The organism is Rhodococcus sp. 05-339-2, assembly GCF_002258965.1.
Taxonomy (GTDB): domain Bacteria; phylum Actinomycetota; class Actinomycetes; order Mycobacteriales; family Mycobacteriaceae; genus Rhodococcoides.
Window position 1 is genome coordinate 15863 of sequence record NZ_NOYW01000020.1, and the last position, 18227, is coordinate 34089.

Consider the following 18227-nt stretch of genomic DNA (forward strand, 5'->3'; position numbering starts at 1 on the left):
GCGAGATGACCTCGATACGCACGAGGGCCACGCGCGGAGTCGGCGCGATCAAAGCCGGGTTCGCCCGCGAGGACACCACCTTGATCGCGGGCGGCTTGACCTTCTACGCCGTCATCGCTGTGGTGCCGCTACTGCTGCTGACCATCCGCGCCTGCACCCTGTTGGTGTCGGCGGACTGGGTACGCGGCGGGTTCGACGCCATGTCGGCGTTGTTGCCCGACGCCCTGGGTGCTCGCGCGGCGGTGGATGGATTGGCCACGGCCGGAATCGAACTCGGTCCGATCGGTATCCTGATCGCCATCTTTCCCGCGACGTTCTACGGGGAGGGCCTGCGCCGGGCCATCGTGCGGTTCGCACCGACACGAGAGTCGTTCACCGGTTGGCGGGGTCGACTGGCGATGGTCCCGTTCTTCGCCGCCGCACCGGTCTTGCTGGCCGGGGTCCTCTGCGTCGCGCGACTGCTCGACGCGTCGACCGGCGGCGGCGGAATCGGTGCCATGACGCTGCGCGTGTTCCTCGGCTTCAACTGCCTGTGGGTGATCCTGTCGGTCCCCCTGGCATGGACCTATCGCGTGATCGCGCCACGCGCGGTGAACTGGCGGGCGTTGATGGTCGGATCACTCGTCACCTCGTCCATCGTCACCGGATTCGTACACGGATTCATCTTGTTCCTGGCGATACCGGTGGACCTGGGTGCGCCGTTCGGAGGCCTCACCGCGATCGGCGGCGGGGTCGCAATCATGTTGTGGATGTTCGTGTTCCATGTACTGGCACTCGCCGGCTGGCTGGTCACCGCCGAATTCGATCGGCTCGACGATGCAACCCGAACATCAACTGGGTGAACCCGACGGCCGCGAGCGCGCACGTCACCGACATCCCGATGGTCGCCGACGTTCCCGCAGCAGCAGGCGCTGCCCCGGCGACCGTCGCCGTGACCGCAGCCGCGATCACCCGCGAGGGACGCTCCCATATCGTCAGGAAGCCGACGTCCTCGATGCCGGAACCCACCGCGCGGGCACGGGCCATCTCGTGCAGCAACGTCACCACGCCGACCGCCACGACGAGCGGCATCGGGGCACCCAGAGCGAGACCGCTCGCCAACAGCAGCAGGTCGCTGCAGCGATCGGCGACGGTGTCGAGCAGGTACCCCCACTGAGATTGGGAACGGCCGATCATCGCGACCCCGCCGTCGATGCCGTCCAGCAGGCCGGAGATCACGATGAGCAGCGCCGCGATCAACGGTGCGGAGGTACCGGGTCGCGACAGCGCCACTGCAGCCCCTGCCACGACCACGGCGGTGAGGGTGACGGCGTGGGCGGAGACGGACGCGCGAACCAGCGGCGCGCTCAGCGAATAGACCACGCGAAGCCAACCCGAGACCAACGCGGACGAGGAAGGATCGATGCCGTTGTGCAGTGTCGACCACGTCGACAGATACTCGTCGCGAGTCGCCGGCCGTGCCGACGTTCCGTGCTGCTGCGACGTACTGCGCTGATTGACCATCGAGAACCCTTGCTCGCCACTGACTGAGAGGAACTCGACGAGCAGGTGACCGGCTGTTGCGCGTCGAGACTTCGAAGCGGAGTACCCGCCCACGGCGTTCTCAATCCGCACCTCGGCGGACTCGTCAGTCGTTCTCGGAATTGCTCGCTCTGCGGCGCGCTTTCAGTCGCGAGATCTTGATGCCCACGGCTGCGAGCACGATGAGCCATCCCGAGATCAGTACTCCGCCACCGACGAACGCCGCACGGCGCAGTGGGTGTTCATCGGCGTACACGTAACCGACTGTGCCCCAGATCAATGCAATGAGAGCGATGATCGCCATCATCCAGAGCATCGAATACAGCGTTCTGTTCATCGTCCACCCGACCTTGCTGTTCCGTCGTCCCCGACGACCGCCGATACATATTCTTCCATCAGTCGCCGCCGCGCCGTATTCGACGTCACCAGGACAGATCCGGTTGATGCTCACTGGTCGAGATCCCGAACTCGACGGCTGTGCGGTGCATGTGCCCGAAGAGATCCTCGGCCACGTCGAGCGGATCACGACCGAGTGCATCGGCCCACCGCGCCGCACGCGCCCGCGAACGCGAACTGCGACACTCGACGACGCCGCTGCCGCCGACGTCCACGGTCATACGATCGGCACCGGTTGCCAGCATGCGGCGCAGAGAGTGCTCACCGAACAGTACGAGTCCGCGCACGTGCACGACGACATGGCTGCGGCCGGTGTCGCCGGGCGGACCCGAACGAATGCGCGGGTCGACGTCACCCCACTGCTCTCGCAACGACGCTGCGTCGGGACCGTCGATCCACACCGCGCAGTCATGTTGGCGCAGAACCGATCCGACGGTGGACAGCAGTGACGCCGAGCTGTGTCCGGTTGCATCGACGATCACGATCGTCTCGGGCACGGCATAGACGAGACCGTGGGTACGAGCGGCCGGGTCGGTGATGCGGGAAGACAGCATCAGCGCTTCGAGGTTCTTGCGTTCCCGATCCCCGCCCGTACGCTCGGCCCATTCGGGTCCGTCGTGCCAGGCGACGGCGGCAGGCAGGTGCGCCAGGACGGCACCGGCGTCGTACGCGCGATGCGCGAAGTCCCAGTCCTCTCCGCCGTATCCGACGAAGGTCTCGTCGAATCCACCGATGTCGGAGAACAATTCACGGCTGCACGACATCACGGCGCTGATGACGAATCGGTACGAACGTCGATCGGCATCGAGCAAGTCGCGTGAGCGCGAGTACCCGTCCCGAAGCCACCCCGGCTCCGACAGTTCCGGCGGTCCGTGCGAACCTCCGCCGAACCACCCGGCCACGTCCTCGGCGGTCCAGCCCGTCAGATCGGCGTGGCGTCGCCGACCCACGGTGAGCGCATCGGGAACTGCCCCGGTCAGCCGCACCGACTCCGCGATGTACTCGGGTTCGGGGACCGTATCCGCGTCCAGAAAACACAGAATCTCCCCGTCGGCGACCGATGCACCGAGATTGCGCGCCGCCGCCGCACGGAAGCCGCGATCCTTCTGTCGAACGACGGTGATGTCGAGAGCGGGCAGGAAGGTATCGACGTCCGGCGCGTCGGGCGACCCGTCGTCGGCGACGATCACCTGGAGCAGGGTGGCCGGGTAGCTCTGCAACGTCAGCGCAGTGAGTACGAACTCCAGCTGACGCTGCTGACGAAAGTACGGAATCACCACGGACACTCGCGGGTTGCGATCGACAGACGGGGCGAGATCCCACCGATTGCCCGGTACCACCCACCGGCCGTCGGGCAGCTCCTTCGCCGCTTTCGCACGCCGTTCGTCGAACAATGCGCGGTACAGCACGGCCGCCTGCTCGAGCGTTGGGTAGGCGACCACGTCGTGCTGCTGCCATGTCATGTCGGGATGGCGTAGAGCCTCTGCCATCGCAGCGGCGAGGCCCTCGATCGAATTGTCGTGAATCCACAGGGCCCCGGGGGAGTTGGTCTCCATCTCCTCCACGTACCGACCCCGCGGGACGAGCGGTCGACGGCCTGCCGCGATCCAGGAATTGATCGAACCCGATGCCGATACATGTCGGTGGAACGCAACGGGAATGGCGACCGACCGCAGGATCTCGTCCAGCTCGGCGTCGGGAACGAAACCGGTCGAGGTGAACGATCGGCCGAGTTGCTCTGCAGCAGAACCGAGTTCGTCGATCATGGATTCGTGTCCCGGTGACGCGGAACCAATGGAGAGAACGTCGACGTCGGTGTCCAGCGACGTCATGGCACCGAGTACCTCCTCGTGCCCCTTACCCGGATAGACGAACCCGAGTACACCGACGACCTTTCGCGGGGCGACGCCGTCCGCTGTCCGCTCCGCCGCGCGTCCGATCGGGAGCGGGATGACCCGAACGTCGTGCCGGCGATCCAGGATGTCCTCGAGCAGTAGTCGCTCGTGCATGCTGGAGACCACCACGATTGCCGCGCAGTCGATCACCCGTCGGTAGCAGTCCTTCCGCGCCTCGAATGCGTGGCCGTCGGATGCCTGCGGCACATCGTGGACCGTGACGGTGATGGGCGCTCGATGGCGTTCGGCGAGCGCGGCGAATGCGTCTGCGGCCTCGGTTGCGTTACGTCCGAACAGCCGGTCGGTGAAGTGCACGTGGAGTGCCGTGTCGGAGGGAGGATGCTCGAGGTCGGAGATCACCGGACTGGCTGTTGCGGAGGCCAATTCGCGGGCGCAGCGGACGACACCGTGCTCGTTCGGTCCCACCACCAGATGATGTACCGGTCCGGTCACGGTGCCAGCTCCAGGGTTCGGATCAGCTCGGCGTGTCGTTCGAGGGCCGCGCCGACGAATTCGGGACGAGCTGCGTACCACTGCAGGTGAGCGCGGTGAACGGAATCCGGCGTCAGGTCGGAGCCGTCGACCGACCAGTTCGGCCGTGGATCGCCGTGCAGGCCGAGCGCATTCAGCACTCGACCCTCGACGGGCGCGCGAACACCTCCGAGCAGCTCCCGCCCTGGATCCCGCACCGTGCTACCGATGTTCAGGTGGTCGAGTACTCGCTGAGCCAGGCCGGTGAGCACCACGTTGGTCGCATGGTTGATCGTGTGGGTGGCATGGCGGCCCGCGTCTCGAAACAGATCGGACGCAACGATATCGGTGTCTCGGTCCTCGCGTCGACGCAACTCGTCGAGACTCGCATCGGCTGCCCGACGTAGACCGTCCTCCGAGACCGGAACGTCCCAGTCCGCGTCGCTGCCGAGGCCGCGATGGACCGCGAGGATCGTGCGCAAGTCGTGATAGGGCACCATGTTCGGAACTGCAGCCGGGGCACTGGGGTGGCGAACGATGACCTGGAAGGGGTGCAACCCCGAATATCGGAGCACCGGCCAACGCACCACGGTGGCGTCGCGCGGTAGCGCGTCGACCAGATCGGGCACGCCCAGGGGCAGCGACCGATAGCCGGCTCGAACCGGTTGGGTGAGCAGCACCGACGCCTGCCGCACGAGTCGGTCGACGTGGGGCAGATCGGAGGATTCGAGTTCGTGCACCGGTGGTATGCGGACGGTCCGCATCGGCATGGCCGGATCGGAGGCAAGGAGGATGCGCAGCGCCTCGGCCTGGCAATTTCCCCAGACGAGGAGGAGCGGTCCGTCGTGCTCGGAGCGACTCGGCTCGTTCGATATGCCGTAGAAGTCGCCGTAGTGGCGGGTGCGCCCGTCCATGCTTGCCCCGACGTCGTGTGCTCGTTCGTGTTGGACCATTCTCTCGTCAACGTAGACCCGGGGGACGGGCTTCGCCAACCCCGATTGAACCTGGGTGCAACTGGGTACTGACTACGTATCGCGTGTCGGGAACAGGCACGATCCACCTGCCTGAACCCGAAGGAATTCATGATTCGCGTTGCATCGGTTCCGTCCTCGCACGCCTATGTCCGACACCTGCAGCCCGTCGTCGGCGACTCCGCACACGCGGCGTCGGCCGAACCGTCGGTGATCGTGCTGCCCGATCCGGCCCCTGTTCGAGTCGACGTACCCGACCAGTGGTGGCCTCCACGGTTGCTCGATGCTCGTTGGCTTGCCGAACAGACTGACGTGGACTTCGACGTGCTGCACGTGCATTTCGGGTTCGAGTCCTTTTCCCCGGGCGAGCTCACCCGTACCGTCGACCATCTACGCGCCCACCGGCAGCCGTTGGTCCTGACGGTCCACGACCTGCACAATCCCCATTTCGCGGACAACGCCGATCACCTGCGGCAGTTGGACGTACTGGTTCGCGCGGCCGCCGCCGTCATCACCCTCACCGCGGGTGCTGCTGCTCGGATTCACGATCGGTGGGGCGTCGAGGCAACGGTGGTCGAGCATCCGCACGTCGTGCCGCTCGAGCGGATGGCACTCCCGCGCCCGGTGTCGGATTCGTTCGTCATCGGTGTCCATGCCAAGAATCTGAGGTCCAACATCGACGCGTTGGCAGTGATGGACGCTGTGGTCGAGGCCGCTCGGGCGCTACCCGACGCAACGGTGAGACTGGACATCGACGAGGACGTCTTCGAGCACTCCAGCCACTGGTACAACCCGACGGTCGGCGCGAAGCTGCTGGACTACAACAGCTTTCCCGACGTCGACGTACGCGTGCACCGACGTTTCGACGACGACGCGCTCTGGGACTATCTGTCGTCGATCGATGTCTCGGTGCTGCCGTATCGATTCGGAACACACTCGGGCTGGCTCGAGGCCTGCCGCGACCTCGGTACCGCCGTCGTCGCATCCGACTGCGGCTTCTACGCAGATCAGGCGCGGGTGCACAGCTTCCGGATGGGCATCGACTCGTTCGATCCCGCCTCGCTCGTCTCTGCCGTGCGGGCATCGCACGCAGAACGCGTTCCGGCAGTCGATTCCGGAACCAGATCAGAACAACGACAACGAATCGCAGCAACTCATGCGGCGATCTATTCAGCAGTGATCAAGGAGATGCGTTGAACGAGAACCCACTTCGCATCGCGGTGCTGGCGTCATCGAGTTTTCCGGTGGCACAGCCTTTCGCGGGCGGCCTGGAGGCACATGTCTACAACCTGGTGCGTGCGCTCACCGAGCGCGGGCATCAGGTGAGTCTGTTCGCTGCGGACGGGTCGAGCGTCGACCTCGATGCGACCCTGCTACCGGTGCGGACGTTGGATCTGACGCCGATCTCCATCGCCGACGTCGCGATCACACCCACCGCGATTCGTGAGCATCATGCGTATCTGGCGGTGATGCTCGAACTCGCCGGAACTCTGTCTCGGTCCTTCGACATCGTGCACAACCACAGCCTGCACTACCTGCCGCTGGCGATGTCGGCGACGCTGTCGGTACCGATGGTGACGACACTGCACACACCGCCGTTCGCGTGGCTGGAGTCTGCAGTTGCGCTGGCCCCTCCCGGTGCCAACACGTTTGCCGCGGTCAGCGAGTTCGCCGCCTCGCAGTGGGCCGATGTCACCGCCGGGACCGTCGTCATTCGCAACGGAATCTCCCTGGCGGACTGGCCGTTCGGTACCGGCGGAGACTACGTGGTGTGGTCGGGTCGGGTGGTCCCCGAGAAAGGGGTGCACCTGGCCATTGCGGCTGCGAAGGAAGCAGGCCGCTCGCTGCGTATCGCCGGACCGCTGAGCAATCTCGAGTATTTCCACGAGTTCGTCGAGCCGATGCTCGACGAGAACATCCGCTACGTCGGTCACCTCGATCAGCCCGCTTTGGCGGCGTTGGTGGCCGGTGCCGAGGTAGCGCTCGTCTCACCGGTCTGGTCCGAGCCGTACGGCCTGGTGGTGGCGGAAGCACTCGCCTGCGGCACTCCGGTCGCCGCGTTCGCACGAGGCGGCATACCGGAGATCGTCGATGCATCGTCGGGAGTGCTGGTAGCGGCCGACGACGTACACGGCCTCGCGGCGGCGATCCCCGCGGCGGCAGCGCTGAGAAGGTCGGACGTCCGCGCGCGCGCGGAGCAGGTGTGCTCGATGGATCGGATGGTGGACGAGTACGAGGCCCTGTACCACTCGACACTGGCTGCGGCTGCGGACAAGCTCGACGACCGGCTCGCGATCGCATGATCGGGTATTACGCGCACCACCACGGGGTCGGTCACATCACCCGTTCCGATGCCATTGCGCGGTCGATGGCAGAGCCGATGACGGTGCTGTCCTCGCGCGCTCGACCGGCAACGCATGCGGCGGCCGAGTGGATCTCGCTTCCGCTCGACGTCGACGATTCCGTCGAAAGTGATGCCGCGGAGGACAGTTCGGCCGGAGGGGTGCTGCACTGGGCACCTCACGACGTGGACGGTCTGACCGAGCGGATGGCGATCATCGCGGAGTGGGTGGCGCGCGAGCGGCCGCGAGCGGTGGTGGTCGACGTATCGGTGGAAGTGGCGATGTTCTTGCGACTGATGGGTGTTCGGGTGATCGTGATGGCAATACCCGGGGAGCGGGACGATCCGATTCACGACCTCGCCTATCGCGCGGCGACCCACATCGTCGCGCCGTGGTCACGCGAGGTCTACGACCCGACCTGGCTGCGTCCCTTCGCGGAGAAGACCACCTATGCCGGCTCGATCAGTCGATTCGCCGAGCGCGAGCGAGTCACTGCCCATGCCGATCCGACGGTGGTGGTTCTGGGTGCCGCCGGTGGCACGGAGCTGACCCGAGACCTTGTTGACTCGTGGTCGGCGGTGGACGCCCGATTCGAGTTCCGCGCACTCGGCGTGGCAGGGGGCGACTGGGTGGACGACGTGTGGCCGGTGTTGTGTTCGGCAGCACTCGTCGTCACGCACGCCGGCCAGAACGCCGTCGCCGACGTCGCCGCCTCGGGCGTGCCCGCCATCGTCGTGCCGCAGGCTCGACCCTTCGAAGAACAGTCGGCCACCGGACGGGCCCTGGCCCACGGGTCGGTCGCCGAGGTGCTCGATACGTGGCCGTCCGTCGCGCGGTGGCACGCAGCGGCGAACCGCGCTCTCGACATCGGTGGCGGTCGGTGGTCGGCATTGCGTACCGCGGGTGCACCTGCCCGCGCCGCCAGGGCGATCGAGCAGGCCGCACCTCGCGCGGTGCGACAGTGAAGACCGTCGTCGTCACCGTGGTGTCCGGACGACACGAGCACTTGGCCGCGCAGATGCGTGGTCTGGGTACATCGACCGCAGAGCAGGTCGAGCACGTCGTCGTGTCCATGGGCGACAACACGATTGCCGACCTGCTCGACCGAACCGGTTCGCCCGCCACCTGTCTCGAGATGCCTGCGCAGCATCCGCTGCCGCTGGCGGGTGCCCGCAATCTGGGTGCGGCCGCGGCAATCGATCGCGGCGCGGAGTTGCTGGTGTTCCTGGACGTGGACTGCATCCCCGGTCCGGAGACGATCGGGCGATACCGGCGTGCGGCAACACTGCCCGGCAACGAGCGATCGCTGCTCTGTGGTCCGGTGACCTACCTGAAAGAGAAGGACATCGGTGCCGAGGGTGAGGTCCTGAACTCGCTGACCGCGCCGCATCCGGCGCGGCCGAATCCACCGGTCGACACCGTCGAGCACGGAGACAACTTCGACCTGTTCTGGTCGCTGTCCTTCGCAGTCGGGGCGGCGACCTGGGCCGAACTCGGCGGCTTCTGCGAGGACTACACCGGCTACGGCGGTGAGGACACCGATTTCGCAGCGACCGCGGAGGCGTCGGGCATCGGGTTGCGGTGGGTCGGCGGGGCGCACGCCTACCACCAGTTCCATCCGGTCTCCGATCCTCCGGTGGAACATCTCGACGACATCGTCACCAACGCGCGCACGTTCTTCGATCGATGGGGTCGGTGGCCGATGATCGGCTGGCTCGACGCCTTCGCCGCTCGCGGCCTCGTCGAGTTCGACGGCTCCCGGATTCGCCGCACGGCCGACCGATTCGTTTAGGCTGGGTCCAATTTCGGCCGAATGGAGTCTCGACGTGCCTACGCCTTCTCACCCGTTGCTTTCGCTCGGATTTCTCACGATCGGGCTCTTCGACGAGTCCGATCCAGCACGCGGCCACGAATCGACGCTGAACATCATCGAACTCGGCGAGCAGCTCGGCTTCGACAGTGCATGGCTTCGGCATCGCCACCTGCAGTTCGGAATATCGTCGCCCATCGCAGTCATGGCTGCGGCGTCGCAGCGGACCCATCGGATAGCGCTCGGTACAGCAGTGACGCCACTGGGTTGGGAGAACCCACTGCGACTGGCAGAGGACCTGGCGACGGTCGACGTGTTGTCCGGTGGGCGGATCAATCCCGGAGTCAGTGTGGGACAACCGATGCAGTTCGACCGGGTCAAGCATTCGCTCTATCCCGACACCGCGGATACCGAGGATTTCGGGTACGAACGGGTATCGAGGCTGCTCGGGTTCGTCGCCGGGGAGCCGGCGTCGACGTGGTCGGGGACCGAGGGCATCGAGTCGTATTCCGCTCGCGTGCAGCCGCATTCACCCGGTCTGCGTGGTCGGATGTGGTACGGGGGAGCGAGCCTGCGGTCGGCGCAGTGGGCCGGTGAGAACGAGATGAATCTTCTGGTCAGCAGCGTGGTGCGCGCCGAGGAGTCGACCGATTTCGACGACATCCAGCTCTCCCACATCCGGCGCTTTCGTCGGTTTCACCCGGCCGGGAACGACGCGAGGGTCTCGCAAGGGTTGGTGGTGATCCCGACCGACAGTGCGAGCCCGTCGCAGACGGCCAAGTACGAGGAGTACGTGCGTGGGCGATCGGCACGCACGCTCGAGCCACAGGGTCCGGCTCGGATGATGTTCGCACCCGACCTCGTCGGGACTTCGGACGTGATCGCCGAGAAGTTGTACGCAAACAAGTCTTTTCGTGAGGTGGACGAGGTGGCGTTCGCACTGCCGTTCAGCTTCGACCACGAGGACTACGTGCAGATTCTGACCGACATGGCACACACGCTCGGGCCCGCACTCGGATGGGCACCTGCACAGCAGTGAGGGCGATCGGGTCGGGCCCGATCGCCCTCACCCAGGTGTGACTAGCCGCCGGTGATCGGTGAGTTGAAGGCACACGGGATCGACTTCGTGGGGAAGCCCTTCGGATCCAGTGCGTTCTTCACGATGCCGATCGCTCGAGGCGAGACCGAGATCGACAGGTGATCGGACAGATCGATGCCGCAGCCGTCCTGCAACGTGACGTTGTTGACGGTGGCACCGGGACCCGCGGTGAGGAACGTCGTCTTGTAGGGGGTCACCACCTCGTCGTACTTGGTACCGATCACGGTGTACTTGATGCCGGGGTCGGTGTCGCCGCCCACTGCCAATCCCTTGACAAGAGCGGAATCGATGACCTGGTCCGAGGCGGCGGGTCCGGCGATGGCACCGACAACGCCGAGCACGTTCAGACCCAGGTTGTTGATCGTGCGACCGAGCGTGCCGATTCCGACGAGAGTGGTGCCGTGGTTGGACCCGGCGACGCTCACGACGGTGTTCACCTTGTTCTTGGTCGGATCGGCGGGGTTGGCACCACCCTCGAAGCGAAGGTACTGGCGGGTGACGAGTCCGCCCTGGGAATGGCCGACGATATCGACCTGCGCAGAACCGGTCGCGGTACGCACGGCGTCGATGTAGGTGGCGATCTCCCTCGCGCTGGATGCAACGGATGCGGTACCGCGCAGTGACGGGAGGTTGCCGACGATGCTCGGGTCGCTGTCACCGTAGTTCAGCGCGAAGATGCAGTAGCCCTCCTTCTTGAGCGCAGGCGACATCCGCGCGAAGTTGTTGTAGGCGTTCTCCCAGGTGCCGTGCAGCAGCACGACCGGACGCGGATGCGCCGCCGACGGCTTGCAGTTCCAGTCGTTGGCACCCTGAGGTGCGACATTGGGATTGACGATGCTGTAGAGGAATCCGGCCAGGAAGTTCTTCTGTTCCGGTCCGTAACCCGTGGTCTCGGTCCGTGGGTCGTAAGTGACGGTCGCGGGAGCGGCCGATTGGATGTTCGGCTGGGCGATACCCTGGTCGGCTGCCTTCGGTGATGCCTCGGTCGGGCCGGGGGGAACGACAGTGGCACCCTGCACGGTGGCAGGCGGGGCAGGCGGGGCAGGTGCGGGCGCGGGCTGTGCCTGTGCTGCGACACCGGCACCGAGGGTGAGTGAGCACGCCATTGCCGCGATCATCGCAGCGCGCACCGTCGCTGCCTTCCGCGTTGCGCGGAGGGTGGACCGAGAAGTGGTCATGGAGCCTGACTTTCGACGAGGGTTGATGGACAAGGCGGAACAGTAGGTGCGGATTCGGGTCGTATGCGCCCTCCTGCCAGGCGTTTGGAATCTGGCCGCAACCGACGCGTCATCTGTGAGAAATCGTCACAATTGAGCTCCGGGGGACGAATCTGGATGGACTGCCGGATATATTCGGTAAAACAATCCACAGGTTTGATTTTTGTTCTACTGTTCGTGTGTCTGCCGCCCGGTCTCGCTCGATGTGGCTGCACGCGCGACGGTGAGACCGAGCGATCCGTCGAGGAGCCGGTCGGACGGGGAAGCGAACCCGAAGAGGGTGTCGAGTTTCGAGGGGTGGGGTCTTCGGTGACGGCAGCAGAGAGCGTGCACGTGTCGCAAGAGGAGTACGTCAGCGGGCGGCGGGCCTCCGACCGTCTGCGGACGCCGAGAGAGACAGCCGCGCGCATGTTGGACCAGTACTTCGGTGAACCCGAGGACACACCACCACCGCGCGAGTGTGCCCGCGGTGAGCTCGACGACATGACGACGACCTGCTGCGAACTGGCGACCGGTGTCCTCGAATCCGGTCGGCTACCGATACCCGGTGCCATGGACGTCTTTCGCGACGCGGCAACCCGATGGGCCCGAGACGGTGTACCGCTCGGCCGGATCCAACATGCCATCAACGAGGGCTGCGCACTCGCTGTGCGACAGGCGTCCCGTTCGGTCGACGAGGACGCGGGCGATCGGCTGGTCGAGGGAACCGTCCTGGTCATGGAACTGTTGGACGTCGTCACCGCGGCGGTGTCCGACGCCTACCTGGTCGAGTTTCGGACGCTGACCCAGAACGGTCCCCGTCACGACGTGGAACTGCTCGACGCGCTGCTGACCGGTGACGGCACGGCTCGTAAGATCGCCGACCGGATGGGTACGCTGCTTGCCGAGGATTATCACGTTGTCGCCCTGCACATTCCGGCGCACGCCGAAGAGGGTGGCCGACGGATCGACGCGGCGATGACGGCGGCTCGAAAGCTGCGAAGAATGCACTCGGCGCTGGCGACGTTCGACGCGGAGTACCTGCCCATCGCCTCGATCAGCCCCACCGGCGGAACCGTCCTGCTGCCCGATGTTCCCGGTGTCGATATCGGCGAACTCGTCGATCGTCTCGCCGACGCGGGTCAGGTGGTGATGACCGCGACGACCGGGTCGGCCGCGGTCGACGACATCGCCACGACCGCGCCCCACCTGTACGAGCTGCTCGGTCTGGTGCGTCGACTCGGATACGCACCCGGGACGTACCGGATGTCGGATCTCGTGTTCGAGTACCAGGTGAGCAGGCCGGGCCTGGGTCGCAAACATCTCGTGACCCTGATCGATCCGCTGCGCGATTCCGTCGATCTGTTGCCGACGCTGCAAGCGTTCGTCGACTCGGACTCCAACCGAAAGAAGACGGCCACCTGGCTGACGGTGCATCCCAACACCGTCGACTACCGCTTGAAGAGGGTGGAGCAGCTCACCGGGCTCGATCCGATGAAGCCGTCCGGACTGCGAAGACTGCATGCCGCGCTGATCGCCGACCGCCTCGAGGCCCGCCGCGTTCCGGTGGACGAGCGATCACTGTGACTGCGCCGGACGGCGCGGTGCTGGCAGCATCGGCGGCGCTCGATTCGGTGGAGTCCGTCGCTGCTCTGTTTCAGCCCGTCGTCGAACTCGCCACCGGTACCGTCGTGGGATACGAGGCACTGGCCAGGTGGCCGTCTCCGAGCCTGGCCGTTCCCGAAGACGTCTTCGCGCTGGCCCGAGAGCGTGGGATGGTGGGTCGCGTCGATGTGGCGTGTCGCGCCGCCGCGTTGCGGGCAGCACGCGAGTGCGCGTATTCGCGTCGGGTGCGCTTCTTTCTCAACATCGAGCCGGGTTGTTTCGCCGACGAACGTGACGTCGCCACCCACCTCGATGCGATCGGTGACGATCTCGACGTCGTACTCGAGATCACCGAGCGAGACCTCGACCGAAACGTCCCGTTGCTGATGGCCCTGGTTCGAGGAGCCCGCGCTCGCGGCATGTCGGTGGCCATGGACGACGTGGGTGCCACGCCCGCGACGTTGGAACTGCTGGCCGCCGTCGCGCCGGACATCGTCAAACTCGACGCGTCGATCATCCGATCTCCGTATCGGTCGCGTGCCGCGGTGCGGCAGGTGCGCGCGTACGTCCGCACGAGCGATGCAGTCCTACTGGCCGAAGGAATCGAAACCCACAGGCATCTGCGTCGTGCCAAGTCTCTGGGAGCAACCCTCGGTCAGGGTTGGTTGTTCGGCCGTCCATTGCCGTTGCCGAATCCGCCGACCTGATCGGTGGCCTGCAACGAGGAAACCCCGCACCTTCGACGGCCGAGGCCTGGGTGCGGGGTTTCGATACGACCGATCGAGACGATCAGTTCGTGAACTTGTCCTTGATGTTGCCTGCAGCGTCCGAGACGTCGTCGCCGACCTGCTTGGTCTTGCCCGACGCCTGATCCTTTGCGCCTTCGGCAGCAAGATCGTCGTTGTCGGTCTTGTGGCCGATCTTTTCCTTGGCTTCGCCCACGAGCTCTTCTGCCTTGTGCTTTGCCTTGTCGATGAAATCAGCCATGAGAACTCCTCGAAATCGATTGTCTTCGTCCGTTCGGGGAGAGCTATACCCGCGATCGGAGTCGGTAATCATGCACAGCGCGTCCGGGTTGTGCCGGGCCGATTTGGGTAAGCGCGCTCCATGGATCAACACAACGACGCCGAGTCGGCCTCCGAGTCGCCCTCGCCCGAACACCAGCGCCCGAGCGGCGTGGACGACGCGACTGTGGCCGCGGTGGGAAAGCTCTCCGAGGCCCTCGAATGTGTCGAGCGCGCTCGTGGGCATCTCTACTCGTTTCACCAGCTGATGGGGCACGCAGATCTGCTGCTCGGCGACGCGGTCGATGCACTTGCCGATGCAGGCCACACCACTGCATCCGAGCGGATCGACACGGACATGATCGGTCGTAACATCGCACCGGGGCGGTGGACCTTTCAGCTCGTCGAAGAATTCGACGACGGATACTGGGGCCCGTTGCGCGAACACGATCGTGCGGTGCGAAACGAGTTGATGGACGGGCGTCGCCACGTCTTCGAGGCCGAGATGAAGGAGAAGCGTCGAACCCACGGCCGCAGCGGGCACGAGGCCAGGCCGACCGACTGACCCTTCGAAACGACGAACACCGACCTCGCCGGGTCACGGCGAGATCGGTGTTCGGATGGACGGTGTCTAGCCTGCTTGCTTCGCCGCGTCGACCTCGCTGGTCGCGTTGGCGGTGGAGAGCTGACCACCGGAATTCTCCAGGTGTGCCCGCACGAACCAGTGGAAGAGTTCGAGCTGCGCGCTCTGACCGATCAGCATGTCCTCGGTCACCGGGTCGATCTCGCCGACCTCTTCGATGTTCTTGCGAGTGGTCTCGATGACCCCGGTGTACACCAGGTCGAGTGCACCGAGGTGCTCGATGGCCGTCGCGCGACCGATCGAGTAGTCGTCCCAGCTGCGCTCGGAGACGATGGTGCCCGGTGTGCCCTTGGCCGAGGAGCCGAGGGTCGCGATGCGCTCGGCGACGTCGTCCGCGAAACCGCGAACTGCTTCGACCTGAGGATCGAGCATCTCGTGTACCGAGATGAAGTTGGGTCCGACGACATTCCAGTGAATGTGCTTGAGAGTCAGATGGAGATCGTTGTAGGCGTTCAGTCGATCCTGAAGGATCGCGGCGACGCGCGCGCCCACTTCCGAGGTGAGTCCGGGAACGGTGTACGAGTTCTTTTCAGCCATGCGCGTTGTTTGCCCCATCCCCTCGGAACACAAACATGCCCCGCCGAATCGAATTCGGCGGGGCATGTGTGGTGAGCGGTCAGGACTTGTCGAGTCTCGGCGAGTCCGTGCCCGACGTTCCGGTCGACGAGGTGCCGGCCGAGGAGGTTCCGTTCGTCGGATCGACGATCGGGCTGTCGGCAGCGACCTGGTCGATCGCGTCTGCCGTGTCTTCCTCGGGAGGATTCTTCAGGCTCAGGATGATCGAGCCTGCCAGGACCACGATGATGACCACCAGGCTGACCAGAGACGGGATCTCGGGGATCGATGTGCTGATCACCTTGTGTCCGGCCTGCAGGATCAGCTTGACGCCGATGAAGGCGAGGATGATCGCCAGTCCCTTGGACAGGTAGTGGAACTTCTCGAGCAACCCTGCGAGCAGGAAGTACAGGGCGCGGAGGCCGAGGATGGCGAACGCGTTCGAGGAGTAGACGATGAACGGGTCGTCGGTCACCGCGAGGACGGCAGGAACGCTGTCCACGGCGAAGACCAGGTCGGCGGCTTCGATCGCCACCACGACGGCGAGAAGTGGTGTGGCCACCCGCTTGCCGGCTTCCTTGACGAAGAACTTGGTTCCTTCGTATTCGTCGCGGACAGGAATGATCTTGCGAAGCAGGCGAACTGCGATCGAGGTACTCGGGTCGTACGAGTCGTCCTCGTCCTTCATCAGCTTGTAGGCGCTGTAGAGCAGGATCGCTGCGAAGACGAACAGAACGGCAGCGAACTTGCTGACGATGGCCACACCTGCGGCCAGGAAGATCGCGCGGAAGACGAGGGCACCGATCACACCGAAGAACAGCACCCGGTGCTGGTACTCACGGGGAACCTTGAAGTAGCCGAAGATCAGCGCGAAGACGAAGAGGTTGTCGACGGACAGACTCTTCTCGAGCAACCAGGCCGTCGTGTACTCGACTCCGGCCGTGGTTCCCAACGTGAAGAACACCACGATGCCGAAGATGATCGCCACGCCGACCCACAGTGCGCTCCACCATGCGGCTTCCTTGAAGCCGATGATGTGCGCACCGCGGTGCGCCAACAGGTCGATGGCCAACAGGATGAGGACGACGGCACCGAATGCCGCCCATGCCCACCACGGGACGACGTTCATGAACGGCCACCTCTATTCGTGAATTTGCTGCCGAGTTGCTTCAACTTCGCCTGATTCTCGGGCTTGGTTGCGTACCGACGTGCTTGATCGATCATCTTCTTGCCCTGTGGGCTGCGAGCGAACGATGTCAATTTCTGTGTCAACGACGCCATCTGTCACACGCTCCTTTTCGTTCTCGTCTGTCTTCGTCCTACCGGTGTTCCGGCCGTGCGTTCGGGCCTCTGCGGAAAACGCTCGGTCATTCCGCGACTACTCCAGTGTGACTGTTCGCTTTCCTGCAGGCATGGTCGTTTTGCGGACACGTTTCGACCGATTTGGTTGCCTGGTTACGGCAATTCGAGCAGTCTGTACCCGTTACGACGGCGAGCGAACCTCGGGCCAGTCGAGCAGCTTCGCTCCGAGTACCGCCGTGTGCAGCGCGAATGCCTCGACGGGGTTGCCCACATTCTGCCCGGTCAAATCCTTTATTCGAGACAATCTGTAGGTCACTGCCCGCACCGACAGATGCATCCGGCGTGCGGTTCTTGCGGTGTTCGCGCCGGTGTCGAAGTACACCTGCAACGTCTCCAACAGGGGACCCGCCCCGCCTCGCGCGCCCAGCAACGGTGTCAACAACGTGTCGACCAGATCGGCGATCGCCGCACGGTCACTGATCAGGACGCGGTAGACGAGCAGATCACGCGCATCGATCACGGATGCGTCGAACCCGAGCGAGGCGGCGAGATCGAGCGCGTCGAGGGCTTCCCGATACGACGCGGCGACACCGACCGCCCCGCTGCGTGGGCGGCCGATCCCGATCTGCGTCCGGCCGTATTCCCCTTTGCGCCGGAGGTCGACCGATTCGCTCGACGCCGAGTTGGACGTACCGAGGGCGCGTCCGACTCGGTCGAGGACATGGTCGACGGCGTCGAGGTCGGGTGCCGGGAACACCAGAATCAACCGGTCCTGCTTGGTGGCCACGAGCAATTCGGCGTCTCCCTTGCTACCCTGCACGCTGCGCTCGACGAGGGTGATGGCAGAGCTGGCGTCGGTGAACGGCTTGGTCGACGTCACCACGGCCACCACGTGCGGACTCGACAGGTCGAGGCCGAACGTCTGCGCGCGCCCGAGGACCCCGGCGACATCGGAGGTACCCGAGAGCAGATCGTCGACGAATTCACGGCGCGCCAGTACCTCGGCTCGCACGAGAGTGCGTCGGGCGAGCTGAAATCCCTCGGCCAGTTCGGCCACCGCGTCGTCGACCGCGCGCAGCATGACCTCGCCTGCGGTGACGACGCCGGCCGGGTCGTCCGCGGCGGCGACGACAGCGGGTAGTTCCCGCCACAGCCGCCACGCAGAGGTCAGGTACAGGTCCAGCAACGCCCGCAGTGCGACGCCTGCGCGGGCAGCAGCATCACCCTGCGCTCGAAACTCCTGCAGCTGCCCGCGGTTCAGTGGGACGCCGGCATCGACGGCGTCGGCGAGAACGTCGAGGAAGCTGCCCAGTAGAGCGACGTCTAGTCCGCCTGCGTCCGACGCGGCCTGCGCAGCGACCGAATCGAGCGGTAGCGCATCGCGCTGTGTGGCCATCTGTTCTCGTGTCTCCCATCC

The 18227-nt window shown here is 65.3% G+C and carries 18 protein-coding genes; 9 read left to right on the plus strand and 9 right to left on the minus strand.

The window, feature by feature from the left end:
- The first annotated feature begins 5 nt into the window (after positions 1 to 5).
- Complete coding sequence (locus tag CH273_RS22910; RefSeq protein ID WP_052050223.1) at positions 6 to 842, plus strand: YihY/virulence factor BrkB family protein; 837 nt, start codon at positions 6 to 8, stop codon at positions 840 to 842.
- On the opposite strand, the gene CH273_RS22915 is transcribed toward CH273_RS22910, so the two are convergent.
- The 4 genes from CH273_RS22915 to CH273_RS22930 all read right to left on the minus strand — a co-directional run bounded on the left by CH273_RS22915 (position 790) and on the right by CH273_RS22930 (position 5197).
- Positions 790 to 1614 (minus strand): CDP-alcohol phosphatidyltransferase family protein, encoded by an 825-nt coding sequence (locus CH273_RS22915; protein ID WP_052050219.1) that lies wholly within the window; start codon positions 1612 to 1614, stop codon positions 790 to 792. The genes CH273_RS22910 and CH273_RS22915 overlap by 53 nt on opposite strands.
- A 13-nt stretch (positions 1615 to 1627) precedes the next feature.
- A complete protein-coding gene (locus tag CH273_RS22920; protein ID WP_230596994.1) occupies positions 1628 to 1858 on the minus strand; it encodes a hypothetical protein in 231 nt (76 codons plus the stop codon).
- Positions 1859 to 1943: 85 nt separating this feature from the next.
- Positions 1944 to 4265, minus strand: a complete 2322-nt coding sequence (locus CH273_RS28300) for a glycosyltransferase (protein ID WP_230596993.1) — start codon at positions 4263 to 4265, stop codon at positions 1944 to 1946.
- On the minus strand, positions 4262 to 5197 hold the full coding sequence (locus CH273_RS22930; RefSeq protein WP_032397622.1) for a WcbI family polysaccharide biosynthesis putative acetyltransferase: 936 nt from the start codon (positions 5195 to 5197) through the stop codon (positions 4262 to 4264). The genes CH273_RS28300 and CH273_RS22930 overlap by 4 nt, the downstream gene beginning before the upstream one ends.
- Before the next feature lie 168 nt (positions 5198 to 5365).
- Between CH273_RS22930 and CH273_RS22935 the strand changes: the two genes are divergently transcribed.
- The 5 genes from CH273_RS22935 to CH273_RS22955 are packed head-to-tail and all read left to right on the plus strand — an operon-like array spanning position 5366 to position 10445.
- Complete coding sequence (locus CH273_RS22935) at positions 5366 to 6451, plus strand: glycosyltransferase family protein (RefSeq protein WP_052050217.1); 1086 nt, start codon at positions 5366 to 5368, stop codon at positions 6449 to 6451.
- Entirely contained in the window at positions 6448 to 7557 is a 1110-nt protein-coding gene (locus CH273_RS22940; RefSeq protein ID WP_032397620.1) for a glycosyltransferase, read from the plus strand. Before CH273_RS22935 ends, CH273_RS22940 begins: the two co-directional genes overlap by 4 nt.
- Positions 7554 to 8561, plus strand: a complete 1008-nt coding sequence (locus tag CH273_RS22945; protein WP_032397619.1) for a glycosyltransferase — start codon at positions 7554 to 7556, stop codon at positions 8559 to 8561. Before CH273_RS22940 ends, CH273_RS22945 begins: the two co-directional genes overlap by 4 nt.
- A complete protein-coding gene (locus CH273_RS22950) occupies positions 8558 to 9388 on the plus strand; it encodes a glycosyltransferase family 2 protein (protein WP_032397618.1) in 831 nt (276 codons plus the stop codon). Before CH273_RS22945 ends, CH273_RS22950 begins: the two co-directional genes overlap by 4 nt.
- Before the next feature lie 34 nt (positions 9389 to 9422).
- Positions 9423 to 10445 (plus strand): LLM class flavin-dependent oxidoreductase, encoded by a 1023-nt coding sequence (locus CH273_RS22955; protein ID WP_032397617.1) that lies wholly within the window; start codon positions 9423 to 9425, stop codon positions 10443 to 10445.
- A gap of 41 nt (positions 10446 to 10486) precedes the next feature.
- Here CH273_RS22955 and CH273_RS22960 read toward each other — a convergent pair whose 3' ends face one another.
- Entirely contained in the window at positions 10487 to 11683 is a 1197-nt protein-coding gene (locus CH273_RS22960) for an esterase/lipase family protein (protein WP_032397616.1), read from the minus strand.
- Positions 11684 to 12031: 348 nt separating this feature from the next.
- Between CH273_RS22960 and CH273_RS22965 the strand changes: the two genes are divergently transcribed.
- Together CH273_RS22965 and CH273_RS22970 are read left to right on the plus strand one after the other, a co-directional pair.
- Positions 12032 to 13288 carry a PucR family transcriptional regulator gene (locus tag CH273_RS22965; protein WP_032398269.1) on the plus strand — a complete coding sequence of 419 codons (1257 nt, stop codon included), beginning with the start codon at positions 12032 to 12034 and terminating at the stop codon, positions 13286 to 13288.
- On the plus strand, positions 13285 to 14013 hold the full coding sequence (locus CH273_RS22970) for an EAL domain-containing protein (protein WP_094638070.1): 729 nt from the start codon (positions 13285 to 13287) through the stop codon (positions 14011 to 14013). The genes CH273_RS22965 and CH273_RS22970 overlap by 4 nt, the downstream gene beginning before the upstream one ends.
- An 82-nt stretch (positions 14014 to 14095) precedes the next feature.
- Here the strand turns inward: CH273_RS22970 and CH273_RS22975 are convergent, their stop codons facing one another.
- Positions 14096 to 14293, minus strand: coding sequence for a CsbD family protein (locus CH273_RS22975; RefSeq protein WP_027496220.1), 198 nt, complete (start codon positions 14291 to 14293; stop codon positions 14096 to 14098).
- A 120-nt stretch (positions 14294 to 14413) separates the two neighbouring features.
- Between CH273_RS22975 and CH273_RS22980 the strand changes: the two genes are divergently transcribed.
- On the plus strand, positions 14414 to 14875 hold the full coding sequence (locus tag CH273_RS22980; RefSeq protein ID WP_032397615.1) for a hypothetical protein: 462 nt from the start codon (positions 14414 to 14416) through the stop codon (positions 14873 to 14875).
- 66 nt (positions 14876 to 14941) lie between these two features.
- On the opposite strand, the gene CH273_RS22985 is transcribed toward CH273_RS22980, so the two are convergent.
- From CH273_RS22985 to CH273_RS22995, 3 genes are all read right to left on the minus strand, one after another.
- Positions 14942 to 15490, minus strand: coding sequence for a Dps family protein (locus CH273_RS22985; RefSeq protein WP_032397614.1), 549 nt, complete (start codon positions 15488 to 15490; stop codon positions 14942 to 14944).
- Between the two features lie 79 nt (positions 15491 to 15569).
- Complete coding sequence (locus tag CH273_RS22990; protein ID WP_032397613.1) at positions 15570 to 16637, minus strand: TerC family protein; 1068 nt, start codon at positions 16635 to 16637, stop codon at positions 15570 to 15572.
- Positions 16638 to 16991: 354 nt separating this feature from the next.
- Positions 16992 to 18206 (minus strand): PucR family transcriptional regulator, encoded by a 1215-nt coding sequence (locus CH273_RS22995; RefSeq protein WP_032398267.1) that lies wholly within the window; start codon positions 18204 to 18206, stop codon positions 16992 to 16994.
- Positions 18207 to 18227 lie beyond the last annotated feature (21 nt).